This is a genomic window from bacterium (assembly GCA_035528375.1).
GTDB lineage: Bacteria > RBG-13-66-14 > RBG-13-66-14 > RBG-13-66-14 > RBG-13-66-14 > RBG-13-66-14.
Genome location: DATKYS010000073.1, coordinates 56,701 through 83,637, shown reverse-complemented (window position 1 = coordinate 83,637; position 26,937 = coordinate 56,701). Strand labels below are relative to the sequence as shown.

Below are 26,937 nucleotides of genomic sequence, written 5' to 3'. Positions count from 1 at the left end.
GATCGTTCCGATGGTTTTGGTTTGGTGACGCGCCAGGTGGGCCTTCGGGCCCAAAATAATGACCCGAAGATAAGACGCGATGCGTCTTGTTTTTCACTTCGGAGAGTTTGATCCTGGCTCAGGACAAACGCTGGCGGCGTGCTTAAGCTTATGCAAGTCGAACGCGAACGGTTCCTTCGGGAACCTAGTAGAGTGGCGAACGGGTGAGTAACGCGTGGGTAACCTGCCCCGATCCTGGGGATAACTCTCGGAAACGGGAGCTAATACCGAATGCGGCAGCCGGTCGGATGACCGGCGGTCAAAGGTGGCCTCTGCTTGCATGCTACCGGGTCGGGAGGGGCCCGCGTCCCATTAGCTTGTTGGTGGGGTAACGGCTCACCAAGGCTGCGATGGGTAGCCGGCCTGAGAGGGTGTACGGCCACACTGGCACTGAGACAAGGGCCAGTCCCCTATGGGAGGCGCAGGCGGGAATAGTTCCCAATGGACGAAAGTCTGAGGACGCGACGCCGCGTGAGCGAAGAAGGCCTTCGGGTTGTAAAGCTCTGTCAGGAGGGAAGAAGGGGCGACGGGATAATACCCCGGCGCACTGACGGTACCTCCAGAGGAAGCCCCGGCTAAATACGTGCCAGCAGCCGCGGTAATACGTATGGGGCGAGCGTTGTCCGGAATCACTGGGCGTAAAGGGCGCGCAGGCGGTTAGGTAAGTCGGAGGTGAAATCCCCAGGCTCAACTTGGGAACTGCCTTCGATACTGCCTGGCTAGAGTGGCGGAGAGGAAAGCGGAACTCCTGGTGTAACGGTGGAATGTGTAGATATCAGGAGGAACACCGGTGGCGAAGGCGGCTTTCTGGACGCACACTGACGCTCAGGCGCGAAAGCGTGGGGAGCAAACAGGATTAGATACCCTGGTAGTCCACGCTGTAAACGATGGGCACTAGGTGTCGGGGGTATCGACCCCCCCGGTGCCGAAGTTAACGCATTAAGTGCCCCGCCTGGGGAGTACGGTCGCAAGACTGAAACTCAAAGGAATTGACGGGGACCCGCACAAGCGGTGGAGCATGTGGCTCAATTCGAAGCAACGCGAAGAACCTTACCTGGGTTTGACATGCACGGGAAATCGCTGGAAACAGCGCCCCTCTTCGGAGCCCGTGCACAGGTGCTGCATGGCTGTCGTCAGCTCGTGTCGTGAGATGTTGGGTTAAGTCCCGCAACGAGCGCAACCCTCGTCGTTAGTTGCCATCAGTTCGGCTGGGCACTCTAACGAGACTGCCGGTGACAAACCGGAGGAAGGTGGGGATGATGTCAAGTCCTCATGGCCCTTACACCCAGGGCTGCACACGTGCTACAATGGTCGGTACAAAGGGTAGCTAAGCCGCGAGGTGGAGCAAATCCCAGAAAGCCGGCCTCAGTTCGGATTGGAGTCTGCAACTCGACTCCATGAAGGAGGAATCGCTAGTAATCGCGGATCAGCATGCCGCGGTGAATACGTTCCCGGGTCTTGTACACACCGCCCGTCATATCACCCGAGTCGGGTGCACCCGAAGTCCGTCACCCAACCGTAAGGAGGGAGCGGCCGAAGGTGTGTTCGGTAAGGGGGGTAAAGTCGTAACAAGGTAGCCGTACCGGAAGGTGCGGCTGGATCACCTCCTTTCTAAGGTGAGGGGGCCGGTCGGAGGGGCTCTAACGAGTTCCTCAATAAACGGCCGGATTAGAGGAGTCCTCTAAAAACCCCTTTCCAGGTCGATCGCGTCACCCGCCCTTTTTGGGCGAATAAAGGCCGGAACCAAAAGACGGTCCCTACCAGCTTTCAAAGACCATAGCACCCAAAAGGCCGCCCACCAAGGGCGGCTTTTTTTATGAAGTTGTAATAAGATTATCTGTGTTACAATCTTTTTAGGGAGGAAAATCATGAAAATCTCGGCAGATGGTGATTTTACTGGAGTTTTCCATAATAACTTAACGAGATTAGTTAAACGTGCTACGGGAGTTGTTGCAGAAATTAGAGATTTAAAATTATTTTATCCTATACGAGAAAAGAGAAAGCATAAGGTATACTGCTCTTTTCGTGTAGTTTGTCGAAACTTCTTTGGGAGTAGAGAAGAGCGCGATAAATGGTTCAAGAAATCTCATCAATTAATAAAAGAAATTTTACATTTTGCAATTCCTGTTGAAAACGTAGCATTAAAGACTCCTGTGAAGAGCAGTATTGGACAAACAATAAAACAGGAGCCAGCATTCACCGGCAAATGGAAATTAACATATTTATCGAGAAAAAAGTTGACTTTTTTATTAAGAGTATATGAAAGGATATCTTGTAGAATTGATAACTCACATGATTATTCATTATTTAATGATGAATTTAAACAGAAACAATTAAGTTATATAGATTTTATTGTAGAATATAAGAGTTTTCGGTTCTGGTGGTGGTTATTACAAAGAAATAAATGGTTTAGAGTTATTAGATGGATATTTTTAGGTTTACTCAGTTCTTCACTGTTTGCTTTATTAGCTAGCATTATATGCTAATTGCTTAAAGGCCGAAACCGGAAGACGGTCCCTACCAGCTTTCAAAGACCATAGCACCGGTCGCAAATAAAGGCCGCCCGAAAGGGCGGCTTTTTTTTGTGAGCCATTATCGATGACGTAGGGGCCGACCGACGGCGCGCCGTTCAGGTCGGCCCGTTTTTTTAAGGTAGTCCTCACCCTTAATCCCTCTCCCACAGGGAGAGGGAGGCCGCTTTGCCCCCAGCCCTCGACCCGGCCCGTGCAACGTAAATTGCGATGATGTAGGGGCGACCCTCTGCGGTCGCCCGCGAATTGCGATGACGTAGGGGCGGGGCTCCGTCCCCGCCAGTTCCGCCCCCCTCCCCAGCCCTCCCTCCAAAGGGGGGAGGGGGAATAAAGCAGCCCTCGCCCCGGTCGTGTGTCCCGTGGCGGATGCCGCCCGGCGGTGCTATAATCGCCCCGGTCCCTGCCGGGATGGCGGAATGGGTAGACGCAGCGGACTTAAAATCCGCCGGGCGAAAGCCCGTGCCGGTTCGAGTCCGGCTCTCGGCACCAACCCGAACCTTCGACAGTTTTGGTGTCTTCGACAAAGTTTTTTTTACGGCCGACCCTTCATTCCGCGGAGAAAAAACCGTTTTCCGGCGCATTTTAAAAGGAATCGCACGTTCGAGCGGCGGATTGACCCGTTGACCCTCGGGGCGTTTGCCTCTATAATCACCCCGAACCACGTCCCGGGGCGCCACGAATGAATGAGGGTCCCAAGCCGCCGCGCGCCGTCCTGCGTACGCACAAGTTACTTCTATCTATTACCCTGAAACGGCGTCGCTCGCGGCGGTCGTGAACGAATTGACTAAACTCCCCCCGCGGAACCGGGGTCCAGCGCCCCGTGCTGGAGGATCGAGGAGCCCCAACAGCTCATTTTCGGACGGCGCACCTGGGAGAAAGCCCTGACCGTCGTCTGGCTCATCGCGACCATCGGCTTCTTCGCCTGGAGCATATTCGGCCAAGGTAAATTGGCGACCGTCTCCCTCGAAAGCGGCATCCTTCTTATATCCCTGAAGCTCGCCTGGTCCATCAACCAGAACGCCAGGATAAACCACTACGAGTTTTGGATACTCCAGACCCTGGACTTCAAGCTCAACGACCTCCGGCACGACCTGCGCCGTCAGCGGAAAAAGATTGACGCCCTCGAGGCGGAGCTGAATCGGATCGGGGCGGGTCGGCCGGCGGCGCCGGAAGAAAAGGATGCGCGGCCGAGCGAGGTCGAAGATTCCTGACACACATGTGACGCTCAACCCGGACGCGGATAAAAAAAAGGGGGCGATCCTTGAAGAAACTCCCGCTCGCCGATTCATCCAAGGCCGTCTTCCTCGAGGCCAACGGCTACGTCCCGGCGGACAAATCCCTCGAGCCGCGACAGCTCCTGGCGGCCCTCGTGGTCACCGAGAAGGAGCGGCTCACCGGTATGGGCCTCGATGTGAAGACGATGCTTGCAGGCGCGAAAAAGGCGCTGATTTCCGACGCGCCCGACCCCGCCCGCACCGGCGAAGTCCCGCTCTCCGACGAGACGCAGACCGTCGTGAAGGGCGCCGTCGAGCTGGCGACCCTCCAGCAGTCCAAGGCGGTGGAGAGTTACCATCTGACCGTGTCCCTCGTCCGCCGCGGCGGGAAGACCGTGCGCGACTTTCTGGCGAAAACCGGCGTCGAGCCCGACGGGTTCGCCGATCTGCTCACCGTGAATCCCGACGTCTGGGAGGCCCGGAAAGAATCGCTTCTCGACTCCATCGGCGAGGACTGGGTGCAGATGGCCGCCCAGGGAAAAATCGCACCTCGGGTGGGCCGCGAAAAGGACGTGGACCGTCTGGTCGAGATCCTCCTGCACAAGGAGAAGCGCGATCCCCTGCTCATCGGGCCTCCCGGGGTGGGCAAGAGCACCATCGTGGAGCAGCTCGCCCTGCGGCTGGCGGCCGGGGAGGTTCCCGAGCGCCTGCGGGGGCTGCGGCTGATCCACATCCACCCGGACCGCATGTTCGCCGGAATCAACGACCTGCCCTCCTTCACCGCCCGGGTCAACGAGCTGGAGGGCGAGGCCGCCGACGGCAAAACCCTCCTCTTCCTGGACGACATACACCGCTACGTCATAGACGAGAACGGCAACTTCAACCCGGCGCTGGCCAACGTGGTCAAGTCGCTTCTGGTCAACCCCCAGGTCACCGTCATCACCGCCACGCTGACGGAGCAGTACTACAACTACGTGGAGAGCGATCCGGCCCTGGGGCGGCGGTTCGCCCTGGTGCGCGTCAACGAGCCGGACGAAAAGACCGCGCTCAAGATGATGGAGAACACCGCCGCCGAGCTCGAGGCCTACCACGGGGTGAAGATAACCCGGGCGGCCCTCGAGGGGAGCGTCCGTCTCGCCGGCTCTTTCCTGCGCGAGCGCCGGTTCCCCGACGCCGTCATAGACGTCCTGGACCAGGCCTGCGCCCGGACATACCTCACCCGCGGCGGCAAGGACAACGAGCCCCAGGTCCGCCTGGCCCAGATCGAGGAGACCGTCACCGAGATGTCCGGCATCCACTCGCCGGGCATCACCGCCGACTTCCGCGAGAAGTACCGCCGCCTGGAGGAGTTCCTCCTCGATCGGGTCATTGGACAGGAGGACGCCGTCCGGAGAATCGCCGGCGTCATCCGCTACGCCAAGAGCAAGTTCGACCTCCACGCCTCGAGGCCGGACGGGGTGTTTCTGTTCATCGGCCCGGCGGGCAGCGGCAAGACCAAGATGGCCAAGTCCATCTCGGAGTTCTTCTTCGGCGAAGAGGGAGCCCTGTTGGACTTCCGCCTGGGACAGCTCGACCCCGAGAAGGAGCTGGCCCAGCTCGCCGGAACCGAGGGACCTACGCTGGTCAACTTCATCCACCAGCAGCCCAACTCCGTGGTGATGTTCGACAACATAGACCAGGCCCACCCCGACACCCGGGAGTGGGTCCGCAAGGTCATCTCCCAGGGGTGGAATCAGGACAGCTCCGGCAGCCGGGTCCACCTGGCCGACACCATCGTCATCCTGACCGCGCTTCGGGGAGCCTTCGTGGAGAGGGAAGCGGCCCTGGGCTACGCCGACTCGGGCGACTTCCTCTCCGATCCCACCAAGGTGCGCCTCGAGTTGGAGAAGGACCTCGGCGCCGACTTTTTGAACCACGTGGACGAGATCATCCTCTTCCGTCACCTCACCGAGGATGACTGCTTCAACATCCTCAAGGACAAGCTCCTGCCCCAGGCGCAGAAGCTCCTCCGGGCCCAGCGCATCTACCTGGACGTGACCGAACGCGCCCTCAAGTACATAGCCGACGAGGGGCACTCGAGCACCTTCGGCGCCAGCTACCTGAAGAACACCTTCCAGCGTCTGGTTCTGGTTCCCACGGCCACCAAGGTCGTGGAGGCCCCGACGGGCCGGCTCACCCACATCCGGGTCACCCTCCGGGGCGGCACCCTGGTGGTGAGCCGCGGCCGCAACTGAGCATGAGCTTCTTACACACCTTCATCCACCGCGGCATCTCGGTAAAGGTCGTCCCCCACAGCCACGGGGACATGCGCAACATCCGCCTCCCCTACTGGCTCATCACGCTGGGCGGACTCGTGGCCGTCGGCATCATCACCGGCCTGGTGATTCTGGGCGTGAGCTACGCCCAGAAGGTGGTGGACGAGAACCGGCTGGCGGAGCTGCACGAGCGGACGAAGACCCAGGACAAGCAGCTCGAGTACTTCGATCAGGAGATCGGGGACCTCCAGCGCTCCCTGGCCCAGCTCGAACAGAAGAAGGAGATGCTGATCGAGCTCCACCCCACGCTGTCCCTGGAACACCCCGACGTGCTCGAGGACCGCTTGGGTGCCTTCGAGTCCAGCCTCCCCCTGGAGGCCATCCAGTCGGGTGCCGAGTCGGGGAAAACGGCCATCGGGAGGCTCGTCGAGCGGGCCGGGGACCTGACCTCCACCCTGGGGGGCATCGAGCGGTTCCTGGACGCCGACGCCGCCCGGCAGCGCTTCACCCCCAGCGTCCGACCCGTGGACGGCGAGCACTGCTGGGTCACCGCCGGGTTCGGCAACCGGATGAGCGAGTTCACCGGCCGCAACTACTTCCACCGGGGGATAGACATCACCGCGCCGCCGGGGACGCCGGTCATCGCCCCGGCAGACGGGACGGTCACCTTCGCCGATCACGAGGGCAACTTCGGCCTGAAGCTCGTGATTGACCACGGGGGGTATTTCGAGACGGTGTACGCGCACCTCAGCCGGGTGTACGTCCATCCCGGCGACGAGGTGCGGCGGGGGGACGCCGTCGCCGCCGTGGGCACCACCGGTCGGACGCTGGGGCCCAAGCTGCACTACGAGGTGCTCAAGGGCGGCCGCAACCTGGACCCCGCCCGCTTCTTCCTCCCCGAAACCGGCATGGCCGCCGCCGGCGCCGGCGGTCAGGGGTGACGGCCGTCGCGGGTTCGCCGGGCCGGGCGTTCGATTGAGACGGTGGTTGTTGTGAAGTAGACGTAGGGGTGGACCTTCAGGTCCGCCCGTTTTTTTATCCATCGCCATACGCCTGAATGTAGGACGGGGATTTTAATCCCCGCCCCGCCGCTTTTTTATATACACGGCGGCCCGCAGAGGGGCCGCCCTACATCACGCCGGTTGCGATGCCGTAGGGCGGGGAATCCTTTCCCCGCCGTTTTTATTTGTAGAAAAAATCTCCCCTCGGGTTGACGCGGCCCTTTTGATGTGCTAAATTATTTGTTGTAGTTCCTAAGTACCATTCATGGAGGTTAAAAATGAGAAAGGCACTGTTACTCGCGGGGGGGGGGTGACAATCCTTTGGAGTAGTGGTTATCACGAGAATTTTACACGCGACATCTACATGACCGAAGTTGAGTAACCCGTCGGAGGTTGCTCGATTTTTTTAAGGAGGAAAAGAGATGAAACCCCTTGTCGTTATCGCCATTCTTGCCGCGGCGGCGGCCTTCGCCGGGGAGACGGTGTCCGTGGGTGAAATTGAGCCGCCCACGCAGTACAACGCCAAGTGGTATCTATTCCGGGAAAGCGAGGTCCGCTGCGACCGCGAGGGCCTGAACGTCTACGGCTCCAACGACTGCGCCTCTTTGTGGTACATGGGTCAGCCCATCAACCTCTCCGGCTATGACGGCGTCTTGATGAGTATCTCTTACTCTCAGAAAACCGCCGACGCGGGCGATAACTGCCAGCTATACCTCGACTACGACGACTACCACGACATCCTGGTACACACATTCGAGGACACCGACGGCCCTTACGGTAGTTTAGACCTCATGCTCGACGACTACTACGGCGTAAGAGACCTTAAAATCGTATTCGTGTGGCGCTCCAACCTGATCGGTGTGGACGAGGGCTTTCACCTGCATATCATCGAAATCCGCGGCGTCAATTGGGGCGAGGGCAAATACACCAACATTTTTACCTGGGACTCCCCCGACGACGTGACCGGCCATCAGTCCATTGACATGTCCGGCATGGTCGGGAACATGAGCTGCCTGGCCTTCGAGTACGGCACCAAGGTGGACCCCCAGGGTTGGTGGGCGATTGACAACGTGGAGGTCATCGCCGAGGGGAAGAGCATCCTGCCCCTGCAAGCTGGGGGCTACGGTGTCGAGGACTTCTCCAGCGGCGGCTGGTATCAGGACCTGCACGGTAGGCCCGGTGAGTGGGAGATAGACACCGACCACGTCACCGGGGACATGTCCGGCGAGAACTGGCAGTGCAACTCCGACGCCCACCCGGGCTCGCCGTACCGGGCCGAGACCCTCTCGCCCTGGTTTAGTGTTCAGGGGTTAGCGAACAAGGGCACCGTGTTCGACACCTGGTTTAGCCCGATGGATACCGGCGACTACGCGTCGTTCGGCTTCTATAAAGCCATTGGGGACCTCATATTTTTAGATGATTTTAAAGACCTTCACGACTGGTACATAGGCGAGAGCGGCGATGACGTCGCAGAGACCTCCTGGGGGGCCATCAAGGCGGGCTTCTAGCCGACACCGATTGGATAACGTAGGGGCGGGTGTCCACACCCGCCCGCGGGTGACCGTGGACGGTCGCCCCCTACGATTCGATTTCGCATCGTTCACGAACTTGAAGGCGGGCCTCTGCGCCCGCCATTTTTCTGCACAACGCCCCCCCGTTTTCCACACGACGCCCCCCCGGCCTGTTCTATTCCTCCTCCTCCTCTTCCGCCTCCACCGCCTCCTCCTCCACCAGAACCGCCACCGCGGAGAGGGCGTCCCCCTCCTTAAAGCGCATCAGCCGCACCCCCTGGGTGTTGCGCCCCATGACGGAGACCTCGCTGGCCGGGTAGCGGGTGACCATCCCGCCCTCGGAAATGAGCAGAAGCTCCTCGTCGCCCCCGATCAGGCGCGTCATGACCACCGGGCCGTTGCGCAGTGTGGTCTTGATGTTGATGACGCCGAGGCCGCCCCGGTTCTTCAGCGGGTACTCCTCCAGAGGCGTCCGTTTGCCGTAGCCGTTGGCGGTGGCGACCAGAATCTCGGAATATGTACCCCCGGCGGGGTCCACCACGGCCATGCCCACCACGGCGTCCTGGGGCTCGGTCAGGCGGATGCCGATCACACCCCCGGCGGCGCGCCCCATGGGGCGGGTCTGCACCTCGGCGAACCGGACGGCCCGGCCGTTGCGCGTGGCCAAAAGGACGTGCTGCCGGCCGTCGGTCAGCCTCACCCCTATCAGCCGATCGTCGGACCCCAGGCCGATGGCGATGATTCCGCCCTTGCGCGGGTTGGCGAAGGCGGAGAGCTCGGTCTTCTTCACCATCCCCCGGGCCGTGGCCATGACGAGGTAGTTTTCTTTGTCGTACAGGTCGCGGACCGGCACCACGGCCGTTATCTTCTCCCCCTCGTCGAGCTCGAGGAGGTTGACGATGGCGGTGCCCCGGGCCAGGCGCGAGGCCTCGGGTATCTGATAGATTTTCAGCCAGTAGCACCGCCCGTCGGTGGTGAAGCACAGCAGGTAGTCGTGGGTCCGGGCGATGAAGAGCTGCTCGACGAAGTCCTCCTCCTTGGTCTGGATGCCGGTGACCCCGACGCCGCCCCGACCCTGGGCCCGGTAGGTGTCGGGTTGCATCCGCTTGACGTAGCCTTCACGGGTGAGCGCCACCAGCGTGCTCTCGTCGGCGATGAGGTCGGTCGCTTCCATGTCGGTCAGGGAGCCCTCGACGATGCCCGTCCGACGGTCGTCCGAGTACTTTTTCGCCACCTCGGTGAGCTCCTCTTTGATGACGTTCTTGATTTTCTGCCGGTCGCCCAGGAGCTCTTCGAGGCGGGCGATGGTCCGGGTGAGCTCGTCGTAGGAGTCGGCGAGCTTTTTGTGCTCCAGGGCCACCAGCCGCGACAGGCGCATCTCGAGGATGGCCTTGGCCTGGGGCTCGGAAAGCGACCAGCCGCTCATCAGCCGGTTCTGCGCCGTGGCGGTGTCCGGGGAGGAGCGCAGGGTGGCCACGATGCGGTCCATGTCGCCCAGGGCGACCAGGAGGCCCTCGACGATGTGGGCCCGTCGCTTCGCCTGGTCCAGCTCGTACCGGCTCCGGCGTTCCACCACCTCGATCCGGTGCTCGACGAACCGGCCCAGGAGGTCCACGAGGCTCAGGTACTGGGGCTCGCCCGACACCAGCGCCAGGTTGATGACCCCGAAGGTGGTCTGGAGCTGGGTGTGCCGGTAGAGGTGGTTGAGGATTATCTCGGGATTCGCCTCTTTCTTCAGCTCCACCACGATGCGCACGCCCCGGCGGTCCGACTCGTCGCGCAGGTCGGCCACGCCGTCCACGGTTTTCGAGCGCACCAGGTCGGCTATCTGCTCCACGAGGCGGGACTTGTTCACCTGGTACGGTATTTCGGTGACGACGATGCGCGCCCTGCCTTTTTTGGGCTCCTCCACGGTCGTCCGGCCGCGCACGGTCAACTTCCCGCGCCCCGTGGCGTAGGCTTCGAGGAGCCCCTCACGGCCGAGGATGACACCGCCCGTCGGGAAATCCGGACCGGGAACGAGCTTCATCAACTCGCCGAGGCTCACCTCGGGGTCTTCGATGTAGCGCACGAGGGCCCGGCACACCTCGCCCAGGTTGTGCGGCGGCATGTGGCTCGCCATACCCACGGCGATGCCCGTGGAGCCGTTTATCAACAGGTTCGGGATGCGCGACGGCAGGACGACCGGTTCGGTGAGTGAGTTGTCGAAGTTGGGGACGAAGTCCACCGTGTCCGATTCGATGTCGGCGAGCATCTCCTCGGCCAGCTTACTCAGGCGCGCCTCCGTGTAGCGCATCGCCGCGGGAGGGTCGCCGTCCAGGGAGCCGAAGTTGCCCTGGGGGTCCACCAGGGGGTAGCGGCTGGTGAAGTCCTGGCCCAGGCCCACGAGGGTGTCGTAGAGCGCCTGGTCGCCGTGGGGGTGGAACTTGCCCATGGCCTCGCCGACGATGCGGGCCGCTTTGCGGTGCGGCTTGTTGGAGGCCAATCCCAGGCCCTGCATGGCGTAGATGAGGCGGCGGTGAACCGGCTTGAGGCCGTCGCGCACGTCGGGCAGGGCGCGGCCGACGATGACGCTCATCGCGTACGAGAGGTAGCTCCGGCGCATCTCCTCGTCTACGGAGACCTTCTGGATGGACTGTTCGCGCAGGGTCATGTTTGATGGGGTGGGTGAGGGGGGTACGTGGGTCTGTTTAAAGGGGGTATGATAACATTAACTCCCTTGAAGGTCAACGCTTTTCGCCGTTTTCAACCGGTCCGGTTTCTTGCGAAAAAAAAGGCGGTTTTTCCCCGGGACGCCATCACCCCCGGGGCGCATTTATTCCCGGGGGTGTGGTACAATACGTCTCCCGCCCCGCTCCAGAAGCTGGCGGGGATAATCCGCGGCGCTGACCTTAAGAAGGCTACTAACCCTAAATCGCGAAGCCTGGAGTGGTCACACCACAACCGGGAGGTACTGCGATGGTCATGCGCGCCATGCGCGAGAAGATGAAGCCCATTCTCTGGATCGCCATCATCGGCTTTCTGGGGACCATCGTTTTCGCCTGGGGCATGAGCTACAACAAGGGCGGCGGCTGCCAAAAGTCGCCCATGGTCCTCGTCGTCAACGGCGAGGAGGTTCCGTACTACGAGTACTACCAGCTCGCCGAGGGCCTCTTCCGCCGGTACGTGGCGAACGAGCGCTCCCGCATGGGCGATTTCTACGACCCGTCCGTGGAGCCCACGCTGCGCGATATGGCCGGCCAGGACGCCATCGAGCTCATAATCGAGGACTACGTCGTCCGGCAGAAGGCCACGGAGTGGGGCCTGGGCGTCACCGAGGAGGAGGTCAGCCAGACCATCGAGCAGGCGCCCTACTTCCGCACAGAGAACGGGGCCTTCGACCGCAACCTTTACGAGGCCTTCCTGCGCGATCAGGGCACCAACGACGATGAGTACCGGCGGACCCTCGGGCGCCAGCTCCTGGTGGAGAAGGTCCACTCCATCATCTTCGACGCGGTTTACGTCCCCGAGCCCATGGTGCGCGCCGAGTTCCTCGATTCGAACCAGTTCGCCTCCGCCGATTTCACCAAGATATCCTACGGCGACTTCGTGGGTGACATCGTTCTCGCCGAGGCCGAGACGCGCGCGTACTACGACGCCCACACCGACGAGTTCATGGCCCCGGCCCAGGCATGCGTGGACTACGTCGCCCTGGTTTTCGACGACCTCTACGCGCGGGTGGAGCTCACCGATGAAAACCTCCTGGCCTACTACGATCAGGTGAAGGAAGAGGAGACCTCCGCCGGCAGAATCCACGTGCGCCACATCCTCTTCGTCACCCCGCCCGACGCGGACGAAAAAACGGTCGAGGCGGCCCGGGCCAGGGCGGCCGCCGTCATCGAACGGTTGAACGGCGCGCCGTCGGGCGGGACCGATTTCGAAAAAATCTTCGACGAGTACTCCCAAACCCCCGGTCCGACCGACGCGCAGCCGGAAGTCGTCGCCGAGGACCTGGGCTTCTTCGGGCCCGGTGAGATGGTCCCCGAGTTCGAGGAGGCCGCCTACGCCCTCGAACCCGGCGCCACGAGCCCGGAGCCGGTGAGGACCGCGTACGGCTGGCACGTCATCCGCCGGGAGTCGGACGTGCCGACCTTCGAGGAGATGCGGGCCGAGCTGGAGAACCGCCTGCGGATGGACCAGGCGCTCAGCGCCATGGACAAGTTCCAGGGCACGCTTTCCCAGGCGCTCTCCGAGGGCAAGAGCCTGGAGCAGGCCGCGGCCCTCATCCCCGGCGTGGAGGTCCAGCGGGCGGGGCCCTTCGCCCAGGACGCCATCATCGTGGACGCGAAAATAGGCCGATTCAACCAGTTCCGCGACGCCGCCTTCAAGCTGGAACCGGGGCAGGTCTCCGGCATCCTCGCCCGCACCCACGAGGACCCCACCGACCCCGACGCGGCGTTCAAGCACGACTTCTACGTCTTGCGCGTGTTGGAGCGGACCTCGGAAAAACCCTACCCCTTCGAGGACGTCCGGGGCCGGGTGGAGGCCAAGGTGCTCAACCAGAAGGCGTGGGACATGGCGGAAAAACACGCGGGGGAGCTCGAGGCCCTGGCGAAGAACGTCGGTCTGGACCGCGCCGCCGGTGAATTGGGCGACCAGGTCGTCTCCGCCGATCAGATAACCCGGAACGGAAACATCCCCGGCCTGGGCACCGCCCCCGTGGCGGCCCGCACCGCCTTCGAGCTAAAGTCCGACGAGCTCTCGGGCGTGGTCCGCGACCGCGACGGTTTCTACATCGTCCGCGGAAAGAGCGTCTCCGAGCCCTCGCCCCTGGCTTACGGCAACCGCCTGGAGGGTCTGCGCGGGGACATGATCTCGGTCCTCAAGAACTCCTTCTACCGGGCCTGGGTGGATTCACTGGTCGCCCAGGCCGAGGTGGAGAACCACCTGGACGAGATTCTGGCCGAAATCGCCCAGCGTCACGCCGAGGCGGAACAGGCGGCTCAGGAGAAGGAAAAGGGTGGTGGTGGTGGTGGCGGCGGCGGCGGCTACGGCTATTAGCCCGACGGTCCGCGGGTAGATTAAATTTGGGGCGGGCTGCGGCCCGCCCTTATCTCCCTCCCCCCTCTGGGGGGAAGCTCGCTTACGGCTCGCCTACGGGTCGGGGAGAGGGGTTCGCCAGAAGTGGATTTGTCTTCCGATAACTGCCGGGTCCGCTTCGCACCCAGCCCCACGGGACACCTCCACGTGGGCCACGTGCGCACCGCCCTCTACAACTTCCTCCTCGCCCGGGGAACTGGGGGGACCTATATCCTGCGCATCGAGGACACGGACGTGGAGCGCTCGACGCCGGAGTCGCTCTCGGCGATTCTTGCGGCCCTGCGCTGGCTGGGGCTGGACTGGGACGAGGGCCCGGACGTGGGCGGCCCTTGCGCGCCCTACCTGCAGAGCGAGCGGTACGACTTCTACCGGGAGGCCGCGGAGAGGCTCCTGGAATCCGGCGCCGCCTACCCCTGCTTCTGCTCACCCGGGGAGCTGGACGCCGAGCGGGAGGAGGCGCACAGGCGGAAGGAGGCCTACCGCTACTCGGGCCGCTGTCGGGACCTCGACCGCGGGGAGGCCCGTCGCCGCATGGACGCCGGAGAGCCTTACGCCGTGCGCTTCGCCGTCCCGGAGGGAGATACCGCCTGGGTGGAACCGACCCAGCGCGGACGTGTTTCCTTCGCCGACGCGGACATCGAGGACTTCATCCTCTGGCGCCGGCCGTCGGTCGCGGAAGGGCACCCGCTCTACAACTTCACCGTCACCGTGGACGACGTCGCCATGCGCATAACCCATGTTCTGCGGGGTGACGACCACATCTCCAACACGCCGAAGCAGATTCTCATCTATCGGGCGCTGGGCCACGAGCCGCCGGTCTTCATCCACATGCCCATGATTCTGGGGCCGGACCGGCAGAAGCTCTCCAAGCGCCACGGGGCCACGTCGCTGGCCGAGTTCCGCCGCCTGGGCTACCTCCCCGAGGCTTTGGTGAACTACCTGGCGCTCCTGGGCTGGAACGAGGGCACGGAGCGGGAGCTCTACACGCTGGACGAGCTGACGGCCGCCTTCTCCACGGAGCGCATCTCCAACACCGCCGCCGTCTTCGATTACGACAAGTGCCGCTACGTCAACGGCGAGCATCTGCGGATGCTCCCCCCCGAGGAGCGCGCGCGCCGGGCGCTTCCCCTCCTCCACGAGGCCGGTGCGGTGCCGTTGTCCATGATAGAGGACGGGGACGGCTGGGAGCGCCTGGTGGAGATAATTGACCGCATCGGCGACCGGGCCAAGCTTCTCAGCGATTACGCCTTCTACGTGCGCCCGTTCTACCTCGCCCCAATGAAGGACTACGCTCCCGAGGCTGTGAAAAAGGTCCTGGGCAAAGAGGGCGCGTCCACACTCCTCACCGTAGCGAAGGGCATTTTCGAGAAGACGGACTTCGAGCACGACGCCCTGGAGGAGGCCTTCCGTAACCGGTCCGAGGAGCTGGGCGTGGGGCTGGGGAAGCTCATCCAGCCGGTCCGGGTGGCGCTCACCGGCGGAACGGTGGGCATCGGCCTCTTCGAGACCGTCGTCCTGGTGGGGCGGGAGGAGACCCTGGCGCGGATTGACGCCTGCCTCGGTTTCATCGGCGGGTAATTGCCGGATCGGACAGCCGACGGCCCCCGCGGGGTCTTTTTTTTGCGCCCGCTGCCGGTGTCGGAACGTCCCTTTGGGCGGGGTTGACAAGGTAAAGCAGCCGCGTTAGACTTGGCCCCGCTTACGGAACCTGGGGCGGATTAGCCGAAAAATATCAATAAATTACGCCCCGCAACCTCCACCTCGGCAACGCGCCGGTCTCTTAAAAAAAGGAGGCGACGTGTCCATTAACCTCACCCCCGACCAGGTCCTCCCCACCCTGAAGAAGTACATGCTGGCCGACGGTTACGGCGACCTGGTCTTCGATCTGGAGCGCTCCAAGGGCGCGATCATCTACGACAAGCTCCAAAACCGCGAGCTTCTCGACTTCTTCACCTGCTTCGCCAGCTCGCCCATCGGGTACAACCACCCAAAACTCACCGCGCCCGACATCCTGAAGAAGCTGGCCTGTGTGGCGGTGAACAAGCCGTCCAACTCCGACGTTTACACCACGGAGATGGCGGAGTTCGTGGCGACCTGGGCGCGCATCGCCATGCCCGATTACGCCAGGCACCTCTTCCTGGTCTCCGGCGGCGGTCTGGCGGTGGAGAACGCCCTGAAGGCCGCCTTCGATTACAAGACCAGGCGCAACCTGGAGGACGGCGTCTGGAGGGACGACGCCGAGGCCCAGGCCCACGAGAACGAGCTGGTCGTCATCCACTTCAAGCAGGCCTTCCACGGCCGCACCGGCTACACCATCTCGCTCACCAACACCGCCGACCCCCGCAAGTACAAGTACTACCCGAAGTTCGACTGGCCCCGCATCAATTCCCCCGGCATCAACTTCAGCCTCCCCGAGCCGGAGCGCTGGGAGCTCTGCGCCGAGCAGGAGGAGCAGGCGGTCGAGGAGATACGCACCGCCTTCGCCAAGCACCCCCACGGCGTCGCCGCGATAATCATCGAACCGATCCAGGCCGAGGGCGGGGACCGCCACTTCCGCTTCGAGTTCCACCGGAAACTCCGCGAGCTGGCCGACGAGGCCGACGCCATGCTCATCCACGACGAGGTCCAGACGGGCTTCGGCCTGACGGGGAAGTTCTGGGCCTCGGAGCACCTGGGCGTCCGACCGGACATCATCGTCTTCGGCAAGAAGAGCCAGGTGTGCGGAATCATGGCCGGGGAGAAGGTGGACCGCGTCAAGTACAACGTCTTCTCCGCCGAGGCGGCGCCCGATGGGACGGTCCCCGGATCGAGCCGCCTCAACTCCACCTTCGGCGGGAATCTGGTGGACATGGTCCGCTGCCAGGCGTACCTCGAGGTCATCGAGGAGGAACACCTGGTGGAGAACGCCGCCCGGGTCGGCGCGCACCTCCTCGAGGGGCTCCACTCGGCCATCGAGGGGACGGCCGCCACCGGGGCGCGGGGACTGGGCCTGATGATCGCCTTCGACCTCCCCACGGGCGAGGAGCGAGCCAGGGGCTGGCGGGCGATGTACGACCGCGGGCTCTTCGCCATCACCTGCGGGGCGCGCTCCATCCGCTTCCGACCGCCCCTGAACCTGACGGAGGCCCAGGCGGACCGGGGGCTGGAAATAGTCCGCCAGGCGCTAAAGTCGCTCTAAGAAAACCGGAGTGAGGGCTGGAGCTACCCCCTCTCCCTTTTAGGGAGAGGGTGGGGGTGAGGGTCGGAGTCGGGAACGTCAACGCGGCGGGGATAGGATTCCCCGCCCTACATCTACGAACGGCGGCGATTTGACGTAGGGGCGACCGTCCACGGTCGCCCGCGGTCCCCCTCTCCCCGTGGGAGACCTGCAAGGCACGGGCTTAAGGGTGAGGGCTACCTTAAAAAAACGGGCCGACCTGAACGGCGCGCCGTCGGTCGGCCCCTACGTCGGGACAAAATACAGTTCCCGCCCTCGTTGTGTTACCATCACCTGCGGGTGAGCCGCCCGCCGCCCCTCTCATTCATCACCCCGAGGTGCGCCGTGAAGTACGTCGGCTACGTCCTGGCCCTGGTGCTGATTTTCTTCGGCGTGATTTTCATCTGGAGCGCCTTCGGCCCCTACGCCAAGTATGTTTACACGCGGCTCTTCGGCGGAATCGGCACCCTCGGCATCGGCGTGGTGGTGCTGGCCCTGACCGCGCGCTGGGCCGCGAGGAAAAAACGTGAGGAGGCCGGCGAGGTAACCATCCACCAGCAGATTGACCTCACCGGCGACGTCCACATCGAGCGCCTGAAGTGCGAGAGCTGCGGGGCGGCCCTGGACAAGTCCAGCGTCACCGTAAAGGCCGGTGCCGTGCACGTGGACTGCCCCTACTGCGGCACCAGTTACGTCGTCGAGGAGGAGCCCAAGTGGTGATGGGGCTCCGCGTCGGGCTTGCATCCCGCGCCCCGTTCGACTCAATTACCGTTGCCCCTCGGCCTCGGACGCCGACGGGCCGAAGTAGCTCAGCAGGCCAGAGCTCCCGCCTTGTAAGCGGGTGGTCGTCGGTTCGAATCCGACCTTCGGCTCCATAACCCCCCCCACGCGATTGACCCTTGCTTTTACCCGGGTCCTTCGAGTATAATGCCCGGTCCGTGGCGGGGTTCCCGAGCGGCCAAAGGGAACAGACTGTAAATCTGTCGGTGTATGCCTTCGAAGGTTCGAATCCTTCCCCCGCCACCACCAGCGCGGGGCGCTGGACCCCGGTTCCGCGGGGAGAGGTTGGGTCAGTTCGAGGGCAACCGCCGCGAGCGACGCCGTTTTTCGAGTAACGGATAGAAGCACCAGCGCGGGGCGCTGGACCCCGGCTCCGCGGAGAGAGGCTGGGTTAATTCGAGGGCAACCACCGCGAGCGACGCCAGCGCAGCGCGCTGGACCGCTGTTCCGCGACGAGAGGTTCGTTAAATTCAAAAGCAAGCGCCGCGAGCGATGCGGTTTTTAACGATAATTACCGAAATTCATCGGGTATGTGGGCGCGGGAATAGCTCAATTGGTAGAGCATCAGCCTTCCAAGCTGAGGGTCGCGGGTTCGAGCCCCGTTTCCCGCTCCAGAAGTTGAGGGGGGAAATCCGCGGCGGTGAACCTTCGAAGGGTATGGCCCATCAATCGCGAGACAGGGAGTGGTCCCACCACCCCGCTCCAGAAGTTGAGGGGGAAAATCCGCGGGGATGAGGTTTCGAACGGCGTCAACTGTGAGCCGCGAGACAGGGAGTGGTCCCACCACCCCGCTCCATTAGTTGAGGGGGGAAATCCGCGGCGCTGACCCGAGAAGGTTATCAACCCTCAATCGCGAGGCCGGGAGTGGTCCCACCACCCCGGGGGGGGGTTGCACGGGCGCGAACGGCTTTAGTATAATCTCTGGCCGCCGGGGACGACCCCGGGATACCGACGGATATACCAAGCCCTCGTAGCTCAGTCGGTAGAGCACCTGCATGGTAAGCAGGTGGTCACCAGTTCAATTCTGGTCGAGGGCTCCATTATTGCGCCGGCCGGGACTTCGACCGGATGCAGCAACAGTCGGATACCGGCATGGTCTCAAACCGCGACATCATCGCTCTCGCATGCACCAAGTGCAAGCGGAAAAACTACACCCTGACGAAGAACAAAAAGAAGCACCAGGGCAAGCTGGAGCTTATAAAGTACTGCCCGTGGGACCGTGAGCGGACGGTTCACCGCGAGGCCAAACCCTAGCCCGCTCCAGGCCCCGCCGCGGGACGCGGTCAGCCGTTCGTGCGACGACCGCCGCGGGCTGTACCGGGTTGCCCGACTGACGCCGTAGTAATAGATAGGCCAGTAGCTCTAATGGTAGAGCGGCGGACTCCAAATCCGCAAGTTGGGGGTTCGAGTCCCTCCTGGCCTGCCACTCTAGACGCCGCCCACCGAGGCGGGTGTCCTCGCGCCCGAGAGAGATATGTTTGACAGGATAAAAAAGTTCATCCGCGAGACGAGGGTCGAGCTCTCCAAGGTCACCTGGCCCACGCGGCGGGAGGTCTTCTCCTCCACCCTGATCATCATCGCCATGAGCGCCTTTCTGGCCGTGCTCATCGGGGTGTTCGATTTCGGGATGTCCAAGCTCATAGACTGGATTCTGAGCCAACGCTGACCGATATGACCGACGAGGCCGAAAGACCGGTTGAGGGGGATACCGCGCTCGAGGCGACCGAAGAGGCCGCCGCCGAGACCGGTCCGCCCACGCACACCGCCGAGGGCAAGAAGCTCTTCTGGTACGCGGTTTACGTGTACTCGGGCCACGAGAAGAAGGTGCTGGGCAACCTCCGGCGCAGGATCGAGCTCTCCGACATCCCCCACCTCTTCGGGGAGGTCGTGGTGCCCTCGGAGGACGTGCTCGTCCAGCGTTCCGGTCGCAGCGCGAAGACTTCGCGCCCCTACTTCCCGGGCTACGTCATCTTCCAGATGGTCGGCCGGGACCACGAGCTGGAGAAGGCCGACGACCGCGACTTCATCGCGGTGACCAACCTGGTCATCAGCACGCCGGGCGTGCGTGGCTTCGTGGGCGGACGACGCGACCCCGCCCCCCTGGATTCGGAAGAGGTGGCGCGCGTCCTCCACACCGAGGAGTCGAAGACCGAGCGGATCAAGGATGTCCCATTCTCCCACGGCGACCAGGTGCGGATCACCGACGGGCCCTTCGCCAACTTCGACGGAATCGTCGAGGAGGTCATGGCGGACCGCCACAAGGTCCACGTCGCCGTCACGGTTTTCGGCCGGGCGACCCAGATCGAAATAGATATCGGCCATCTCGTAAAGACGTAGACGGGCCGTTGAAATTCACGGGGGGTGTGTCTGGCATCCCCCGGCCGCCGGGGACATCCCCGACGGGTCTCCGGGACGGTGTCTCTCGCGCCGCCGCCGGGGCAAACGGGCTCGGACCGCGGGGGACGCCCCGGGGTCGGGCCGAAACCTCAAGTGAAAAGGCATGGCTAAGAAAAAGGTTCTGGCGGTAATCAAGCTCCAGTGTCCCGCCGGCGCGGCCACTCCGGCGCCGCCGGTCGGACCGGCGTTGGGCCAGTACGGCATCAACATCGGCGAGTTCTGCAAGGCCTTCAACTCCCAGACCGCCGATCAGGCCGGCCTGGTGATCCCCGCGTTGATCACCATTTACGCCGACCGGAGCTTCACCTTCGAGCTCAAGACCCCCCCCGCGGCCGTCTTGATCAAAAAGTACGTGAAGCTGGCCAAGGGTTCGGGCGAGCCGAACCGCGAGAAGGTCGGCGCGCTCACCCAGGCCCAGCTGCGCAGGATCGCCGAGATCAAGATGCCCGACTCCAACTGCCACACCATCGAGGCCTGCATGGAGATGGTGGCGGGCACGGCGCGGTCCATGGGGGTCGAGATCGAGGGGTGATTGATCTACGGCCGCAGATAGCGCGTACGCCGCCCGGGCCGACAACGACGATTCCGCGGACCCGACCCTTCGGAGTCCGCTCTAGGAGATGGAATGCCCACCGGCAAGAGGATGCGGGAGATGAGCCAGAGGGTTCCCCGGGAACCTGTTCTGCTCAGGGACGCCCTGGTGCTGGTCAAGGAGATGGCGGTCGAGAAATTCGACGCCACCTGTGACATCGCGATCCGACTGGGCGTTGACCCGCGCAAAGCCGAGGAGAACATCCGCGGCTCCTGCCCGGCCCCGGCCGGGTTGGGACGCAAGGTCACGGTGCTGGCCTTCGTCGGCGGCGAGAAGCTGCAGGAGGCCAGGGACGCCGGCGCCGACATCATCGGCGACGATGAAATCATCGAGAAAATCCAGAACGGCTGGATCGAGTTCGACAAGGTGGTGGCCACGCCGGATCAGATGAAATCCCTGGCCAAGCTGGGGCGGATCCTCGGTCCGAAGAAGCTGATGCCTTCACCCAAAGACGGTACGGTGACCTTCGAGATAGACAAGGCCATCGCTCTTTTAAAAACCGGTCAGATCAACTTCCGCGTGGACAAGGCCGGCATAGTGCACGCCCAAGTCGGCAAGGTCTCCTTCGACGTGGACGCACTCGCCCGCAATGCGATGAGCCTGTTGGACACGCTCGTCCGCCTGCGGCCGGCCTCGGTCAAGGGCCGGTACATCAAGAGCATCCACGTCTCGAGCACCATGGGGCCCAGCGTCAAGGTCGATCCGAAAATCAGCGTGGAGGATATCCACGTTTGAGCAAGGAGTGCAGGTGACCCGCGAGGAGAAGAGAACCGTCGTTGCCGAGCTGACCGAGACCCTCTCGGCGGCCGACTGCGCCCTCTTCGTCAACATGATCGGCCAGACCGTGGCCGAGACGACGGAGCTCCGGCGGCGCGTGCGCGGCAGCGACTCCCGTTTGCGACAGGTCAAGAACACGCTGACCAAGTTAGCCCTGGGCTCGCTCGGGCGCGAGGCGGCCCTGCCCCTTTTGGACGGGCCCACGGCCTTGGCCACGACGACGCACCCCGTCGAGCTTTCCCGGGTGCTGGTCGGTTTCAACAAGGAATACGAGGACAAGCTGGAAATCCGGGGCGGCTGGCTTTTCGACAAGATACTCGATTTTCAGAGTGTCGTGGAGTTGTCGAAGTGCCCGCCCCTGCCCGAGATGCGCGCCAAAACCTTGGGGCTGTTCTTGGCGCCCATGGCGAGCTTCTTGAGCCTTTTGAACCAGGTTCCCGCTTCGTTCGTGCGCGTGCTCGCGGCAAAGGCCGCCCAGGAAGGGCCCTAGAGAAGAAGTTACGCCCCGGCTATCAAGTGCCGGACGGTGAAAGAATCTTTTGTTTTGCTAAGGAGCGAAAGATGAGCAAAGAGGAAATCAAAGAGGCCCTGGGTAAAATGACCGTCGTCGAGCTCGCCGAAATGGTAAAGGAGCTCGAGGAGGAGTGGGGCGTCACCGCCGCCGCTCCCGTCGCCGTGGCAGCCGCTTCGGGCGCCGCGGCCGGCGCGGCCGCCGAAGAGGAGGAGAAGACCGAGTTCAACGTCATCCTCTCCAGCTACGGCGATAAAAAGATCCAGGTCATCAAGGAGGTTCGGGCGATAACCGGCCTCGGTCTCCAGGCGGCCAAGGAGCTCGTGGAGAGCGCACCCTCGACCGTCAAGGAGGGTATCGAGAAGGAAGAGGCCGCCAAGATAAAGGAGCAGATCGAGGGCGCCGGGGGCATCGTCGAGATCAAGTAACGGTCGGAGGTCGGGCGCGTCCGGTTCTCCGGGCGCGCCTCATGGCCGTTGTATGCCTTATTTTTCAGCGCAACAGTTTGTAAAAACTTCACTTATCATTTCAGGCACAGATAATGCAAAAAATCTGGTCAAACGGACCAGATTTGTGTATAATACACCGCTTGTGCGGAAGGGGAACTCCGGCGCGGCCCGCGAGACTCCGGTGACACCCCGGCGCAAATACGGCTGATGGTATGACTGCGCCCGAAGGGAAAACATCGGCCGATGGGGCCCCTGCGACCGAAGGTAAAAGCGGGGCGATTGAGGTTTTATGCGTAACGGGGGATGGCCGACGAGCCATACCACCGCTTTGGGTAGAATCCATCGGGCTAAATAAATCCTGCCAGGCCCCGGGAAGTGCGACTTACGCCGCATCCGGGGCTCTGGGTTTGCGCCCGCCTTCCGCGCGCCTTCCTACAAGTCCATTCAGTTCGCGACCCTCACGCGTGCCCCACCAGTGGTTACAAACGACTTGGGAGAGCCCATGCCCGAGAAAACCCCGGCCCCTGCGACCGAAGGTAAATCTGCGGCCGAAGGTAAATCCGCGTCCGCAGAAATGTCCACGTCCGCAGGGTATCTGCGCCCGAAGGGAAAAGCTTTCTACGGTAAAAATGGGAAGTACCCACGGACCCACCGCACCTCCTACGCCAAGCTCCCCATCGCCATGGAGCTCCCCAACCTGTTGCAGGTGCAGCGTGACAGCTTCAACAACTTCCTGCAGCAGGGCGTCCCGGCGTCCAAACGCCTCCGTCAGGGCCTGCAGTACGCCTTCGAGCGGGTGTTCCCCATCGAGGACCCCTCGGGCGTTTTCCGCCTCGAATTCGTGCGCTACAAGCTCGACCTGCCCAAGTACGAGGTCGAGGAGTGCAAAGACCGGGACATGACCTACGGGGCTCCTTTGAAGGTCACCTTCCGCCTCGACGTGTACTCGGTTGACCGCAAGCACAAGGAGGACCGCCAGCTCATAGACAAGCGGGAGGAGACGCTGTACCTGGGCGAGTTGCCGATGATGACCGACTCGGGTACGTTCATCATCAACGGCGCGGAGCGGGTCGTGGTCAGCCAGCTCCACCGCTCGCCCGGAGTCTTCTTCAAGGAGGACCAGCAGCCCGGAGGCCGCAAGCTCTACTCTTCCCGGATCATCCCCGTCCGCGGCTCGTGGCTGGACTTTTCCATAGACGCCAACGACGTGATGTACCTCTCCATTGACCGCAAGCGCAAGATGCTCATCACCACGTTCCTGCGGGCGCTGGGGTATGCGTCGAACGCGGAGATATTGGCGATTTTCGCCTCGGGCAACCCCATCCCCGTCGGGGATAAGAAGCGGATCGTCGGCGGCGCCCTGGCCACCAAAATTTTCGACCCCCAATCCAAGAACCCCGACGACGTCCTGTTCGAGTACGGGACACGGATAGACGAAGAGGTCTACCAGACCCTGGTCGAGGTGGGAATCCGCCACGTCCGGCTGCTGCCCGATCTGGTGCCGATCACCGACAGCGCGCGGCTCCTGGGCGCCATCTCCCTCGAGGACGTCATAGACATGAGCTCCGGCGAGCTTCTGGTCGAGGCCGACCGGGAGATCACCCCGGAGATATTCACACAGCTCGCCGAGGCGGGCATCGAGGCGGTAAGGGTCATCCCCGAGCCCGACACCATCTGGTTCTCCGTCATCCGCAACACCCTGGAGAAGGACTCCATGCCCTCCAAGGTGGAGTCGGCCCTGCGTGTCTACACCCTGCTGCGTCCCGGGGAGCCGCCCAACACCGAGGCGGCGGTGAAGTTCTTCAACACTCTCTTCTTCAACGTGCGCCGCTACGATCTGGGCAACGTGGGTCGCAAGAAGCTCAACGACAAGCTGAAGATGAGCCTGCCCCTGGAGGAGCACCGCCTGGACCGGGACGACATCATCGAGACCTGCCGCTACCTGTTGAAGCTGCGGGGAGGCGACCCGGGCGCCTCCACGGACGACATTGACCACCTGGGGAACCGTATAGTGCTCAGCGTGGGCGAGCTCTTGGAGGACGTGTGCCACGTGGGCATCGCCCGCCTGGAGCGCGTCGCCCGCGACCGCATGGCCGTCCAGGAACCGGGCCGGTGCATGCCCTCGGATCTCATCAACTCCAAGCCGCTCACCGGGGCCATAAAGGAGTTCTTCGGCTCCTCGGCCCTGTCGCAGTTCATGGACCAGGTCAACCCGCTCTCCGAGCTGACCCACAAGAGGCGCGTTTCGGCACTGGGCCCCGGTGGTCTCTCGCGCGACCGCGCCACCTTCGAGGTGCGTGACGTCCACTACACCCACTACGGGCGGCTATGCCCCATCGAGACCCCGGAGGGGCCGAACATCGGCCTGATCAGCTCCCTTTCCACCTACGCCCGCATCAACTCCTTCGGCCTCATCGAGACCCCCTACCGACGAGTGGTGAACGGGAATGTAGGCGATGAGATAGAGTACCTCTCGGCGGACGAGGAGGAGAACCTGATCGTCGCCCAGGCCAACGTGGAGGTGGACGACGAGGGGCGGATCACGGACAACCTGGTCCTCGCCCGTTTCCAGAGCGAGTTCATCCGCGTCAAGCCCACCGAAGTCACCTACATGGACGTGAGCCCGAAGCAGGTGATCAGCATATCCACCTCCCTCATCCCCTTCCTGGAGCACGACGACGCCAACCGGGCCCTGATGGGCTCCAACATGCAGCGCCAGGCGGTGCCCCTCATGACCACCGAGTCTCCCCTGGTGGGCACCGGCGTGGAGGAGATTGCCGCCCGGGACTCGGGGGTCCTGATCATCGCCCGGCGGCCCGGCACCGTATTTTACGTCTCCGCCACCCGGATCGAGGTCGAGACCAAGGACGTGGACGAGTACACCGGCCTCTTCGAGCGCGATGTCTACGAACTGAAGCGCTACGTGCGCTCGAACCAGGACACCTGCATCAACCAGAAGCCCATCGTTTCCACGGGTCAGAAGGTGAAGGTGGGGGACGTGCTGGCCGACGGCCAGGCCACGGCCGGCGGTGAGCTGGCCCTGGGGTGCAACGTCCTGGTCGCCTTCATCCCCTGGTACGGTTACAACTACGAGGACGCCATCATCATCTCCGCGGAGCTGGTACAGGACGACAACTTCACCTCCATCCACATCGAGGAGTACGAGATAGAGTGCCGGGAGACCAACCTCGGCCGCGAGGAGATTACCGCGGACATCCCCAACGTCTCGGCCGACAGCCTGCGCAACCTGGACGAGGCGGGGATAATCCGCGTCGGCGCCAGCGTAAAGCCGGGCGACATCCTCGTCGGCAAGGTCGCTCCCAAGGGCGAGACCGAGCTGACCCCCGAGGAGAGCCTGTTGCGGGCCATCTTCGGCGAGAAGGCCAAGGACGTTCGCGACGCCTCCCTCAAGGCACCTCCCGGACTCGAGGGCAAGATAATCGGCGTCAAGACCTTCTCCCGAAAATCCAAAGAGCGCTCGGACCACCTCACCGAGAGCGAGCTCGACTCCATCGAGGACTACAAGCGGTACAAGGAGGAGGAGCTGGCGCGCCTGGAGAAGGAAGAGGGGTACGCCCTCAAGCGGCTTCTCGTCGAGAAGTGGCCCAAGATAAAGGCCACCGAGGCCCGCGCCAAGGCCCAGGACATCGTGGACGAGCTCATCGAGGTGGACGTTGACTTCGCCGAGCGCATCGTGGACACCCTGGACCGATACGAGGAGATGAAGGCCAGGGTGGACCTGCAAACCAAGATAAAGATTGACCGCATCGAGCGCGGCGACGAGCTTCCCCCTGGCATCTACTCCATCGTCAAGGTGTACGTGGCCCGCAAGAGCCGCCTCTCGGTGGGCGACAAGATGGCCGGGCGCCACGGAAACAAGGGCGTCGTCTCCATCGTCGTGCCCCAGGAGGACATGCCCTACATGCCCGACGGGACGCCCATTCAGATGGTGCTGAACCCCCTGGGCGTGCCGAGCCGGATGAACGTGGGACAGATTATGGAGACCCACCTCGGCTGGGCGTCGCGCGAGCTCGAGCGCTACGTGGCCACGCCCGTCTTCGAGGGGGCCACCGAGGAAGAGGTGAAGGAGTTGCTCCGGGAGGCCGGGCTGCCCGAGGACGGCAAGAGCGTCCTCTACGACGGCAAGACCGGGGAGCCCTTCGATTCCCCCGTCACCGTGGGCTACATGTACATGATGAAGCTCTCCCACCTGGCCGAGGAGAAAATCCACGCGCGGTCCATCGGCCCGTACTCCCTCGTCACCCAGCAGCCGCTGGGCGGCCGGGCGCAGATGGGCGGGCAGCGGTTCGGCGAGATGGAGGTCTGGGCCATCGAGGCCTACGGCGCCGCCCACACCCTGCGGGAGCTTCTCACCGTCAAGTCCGACGACGTGCCGGGCCGGTCGAAGATGTACGAGGCCATCGTCAAGGGCGAGAACACGCCGGAGCCCGGCATACCCGAGAGCTTCAACGTGCTGCGGCGCGAATTGATGGGGCTCTGCCTGGACATGCAGCTGGAGGAGTGACGGTTCCAAACCGCAAAGTTGACGTGGTACTCAACCTGACGAAAATGTTTTTAATCGCCTGACGAGCCAGAAGAGGGATT

The 26,937-nt window shown here is 63.1% G+C and carries 19 protein-coding genes, 6 tRNA genes and 1 rRNA gene; 24 read left to right on the top strand and 2 right to left on the bottom strand.

The window, feature by feature from the left end; genetic code table 11:
- Positions 1-95 precede the first annotated feature (95 nt).
- From VM054_05960 to VM054_05950, 3 genes are all read left to right on the top strand, one after another.
- Positions 96-1,650: ribosomal RNA gene (locus tag VM054_05960) — 16S ribosomal RNA — on the top strand.
- A gap of 257 nt (positions 1,651-1,907) precedes the next feature.
- Positions 1,908-2,525, top strand: a complete 618-nt coding sequence (locus VM054_05955) for a hypothetical protein (protein ID HUT98601.1) — start codon at positions 1,908-1,910, stop codon at positions 2,523-2,525.
- A 447-nt stretch (positions 2,526-2,972) separates the two neighbouring features.
- A tRNA-Leu gene (locus tag VM054_05950) sits at positions 2,973-3,059 on the top strand.
- A 295-nt stretch (positions 3,060-3,354) separates the two neighbouring features.
- Here the strand turns inward: VM054_05950 and VM054_05945 are convergent.
- Positions 3,355-3,480, bottom strand: coding sequence for a hypothetical protein (locus VM054_05945; GenBank protein ID HUT98600.1), 126 nt, complete (start codon positions 3,478-3,480; stop codon positions 3,355-3,357).
- 37 nt (positions 3,481-3,517) lie between these two features.
- Between VM054_05945 and VM054_05940 the strand changes: the two genes are divergently transcribed.
- The 4 genes from VM054_05940 to VM054_05925 all read left to right on the top strand — a co-directional run bounded on the left by VM054_05940 (position 3,518) and on the right by VM054_05925 (position 8,548).
- On the top strand, positions 3,518-3,781 hold the full coding sequence (locus VM054_05940) for a hypothetical protein (GenBank protein ID HUT98599.1): 264 nt from the start codon (positions 3,518-3,520) through the stop codon (positions 3,779-3,781).
- Between the two features lie 50 nt (positions 3,782-3,831).
- Positions 3,832-6,018, top strand: coding sequence for an AAA family ATPase (locus tag VM054_05935; protein ID HUT98598.1), 2,187 nt, complete (start codon positions 3,832-3,834; stop codon positions 6,016-6,018).
- Between the two features lie 2 nt (positions 6,019-6,020).
- Positions 6,021-6,980, top strand: a complete 960-nt coding sequence (locus VM054_05930; GenBank protein HUT98597.1) for a peptidoglycan DD-metalloendopeptidase family protein — start codon at positions 6,021-6,023, stop codon at positions 6,978-6,980.
- A 482-nt stretch (positions 6,981-7,462) separates the two neighbouring features.
- Positions 7,463-8,548, top strand: a complete 1,086-nt coding sequence (locus VM054_05925) for a hypothetical protein (protein HUT98596.1) — start codon at positions 7,463-7,465, stop codon at positions 8,546-8,548.
- Positions 8,549-8,726: 178 nt separating this feature from the next.
- Here the strand turns inward: VM054_05925 and gyrA are convergent, their stop codons facing one another.
- Positions 8,727-11,204 carry a DNA gyrase subunit A gene (gene gyrA / locus VM054_05920; protein HUT98595.1) on the bottom strand — a complete coding sequence of 826 codons (2,478 nt, stop codon included), beginning with the start codon at positions 11,202-11,204 and terminating at the stop codon, positions 8,727-8,729.
- 305 nt (positions 11,205-11,509) lie between these two features.
- Here gyrA and VM054_05915 point away from each other — a divergent pair, with 305 nt between their 5' ends.
- The 17 genes from VM054_05915 (at position 11,510) to rpoB (ending at position 26,857) form a co-directional block, all read left to right on the top strand.
- Positions 11,510-13,591, top strand: coding sequence for a SurA N-terminal domain-containing protein (locus VM054_05915; protein HUT98594.1), 2,082 nt, complete (start codon positions 11,510-11,512; stop codon positions 13,589-13,591).
- A gap of 129 nt (positions 13,592-13,720) precedes the next feature.
- A complete protein-coding gene (gene gltX, locus VM054_05910; GenBank protein ID HUT98593.1) occupies positions 13,721-15,208 on the top strand; it encodes a glutamate--tRNA ligase in 1,488 nt (495 codons plus the stop codon).
- Between the two features lie 220 nt (positions 15,209-15,428).
- Positions 15,429-16,808 (top strand): L-lysine 6-transaminase, encoded by a 1,380-nt coding sequence (gene lat / locus VM054_05905; protein HUT98592.1) that lies wholly within the window; start codon positions 15,429-15,431, stop codon positions 16,806-16,808.
- 363 nt (positions 16,809-17,171) lie between these two features.
- Entirely contained in the window at positions 17,172-17,546 is a 375-nt protein-coding gene (locus tag VM054_05900) for a hypothetical protein (GenBank protein ID HUT98591.1), read from the top strand.
- Positions 17,547-17,624: 78 nt separating this feature from the next.
- A tRNA-Thr gene (locus VM054_05895) sits at positions 17,625-17,701 on the top strand.
- Positions 17,702-17,766: 65 nt separating this feature from the next.
- Positions 17,767-17,852, top strand: a tRNA-Tyr gene (locus VM054_05890).
- Between the two features lie 292 nt (positions 17,853-18,144).
- A tRNA-Gly gene (locus VM054_05885) sits at positions 18,145-18,220 on the top strand.
- Between the two features lie 350 nt (positions 18,221-18,570).
- Positions 18,571-18,646 (top strand) — tRNA-Thr (locus VM054_05880).
- Between the two features lie 28 nt (positions 18,647-18,674).
- A complete protein-coding gene (gene rpmG / locus VM054_05875; GenBank protein ID HUT98590.1) occupies positions 18,675-18,860 on the top strand; it encodes a 50S ribosomal protein L33 in 186 nt (61 codons plus the stop codon).
- 96 nt (positions 18,861-18,956) lie between these two features.
- Positions 18,957-19,032: transfer RNA gene (locus VM054_05870), tRNA-Trp, on the top strand.
- Positions 19,033-19,080: 48 nt separating this feature from the next.
- Complete coding sequence (secE, locus tag VM054_05865) at positions 19,081-19,272, top strand: preprotein translocase subunit SecE (protein HUT98589.1); 192 nt, start codon at positions 19,081-19,083, stop codon at positions 19,270-19,272.
- Positions 19,273-19,277: 5 nt separating this feature from the next.
- On the top strand, positions 19,278-19,943 hold the full coding sequence (gene nusG / locus VM054_05860) for a transcription termination/antitermination protein NusG (GenBank protein HUT98588.1): 666 nt from the start codon (positions 19,278-19,280) through the stop codon (positions 19,941-19,943).
- Positions 19,944-20,106: 163 nt separating this feature from the next.
- Positions 20,107-20,535, top strand: coding sequence for a 50S ribosomal protein L11 (gene rplK / locus VM054_05855; GenBank protein HUT98587.1), 429 nt, complete (start codon positions 20,107-20,109; stop codon positions 20,533-20,535).
- A gap of 93 nt (positions 20,536-20,628) precedes the next feature.
- A complete protein-coding gene (rplA, locus tag VM054_05850) occupies positions 20,629-21,330 on the top strand; it encodes a 50S ribosomal protein L1 (GenBank protein ID HUT98586.1) in 702 nt (233 codons plus the stop codon).
- Between the two features lie 13 nt (positions 21,331-21,343).
- A complete protein-coding gene (gene rplJ, locus VM054_05845; GenBank protein HUT98585.1) occupies positions 21,344-21,862 on the top strand; it encodes a 50S ribosomal protein L10 in 519 nt (172 codons plus the stop codon).
- A 71-nt stretch (positions 21,863-21,933) separates the two neighbouring features.
- A complete protein-coding gene (gene rplL, locus VM054_05840; GenBank protein HUT98584.1) occupies positions 21,934-22,311 on the top strand; it encodes a 50S ribosomal protein L7/L12 in 378 nt (125 codons plus the stop codon).
- A 523-nt stretch (positions 22,312-22,834) separates the two neighbouring features.
- Positions 22,835-26,857 carry a DNA-directed RNA polymerase subunit beta gene (rpoB, locus tag VM054_05835; protein ID HUT98583.1) on the top strand — a complete coding sequence of 1,341 codons (4,023 nt, stop codon included), beginning with the start codon at positions 22,835-22,837 and terminating at the stop codon, positions 26,855-26,857.
- Positions 26,858-26,937: the final 80 nt, after the last annotated feature.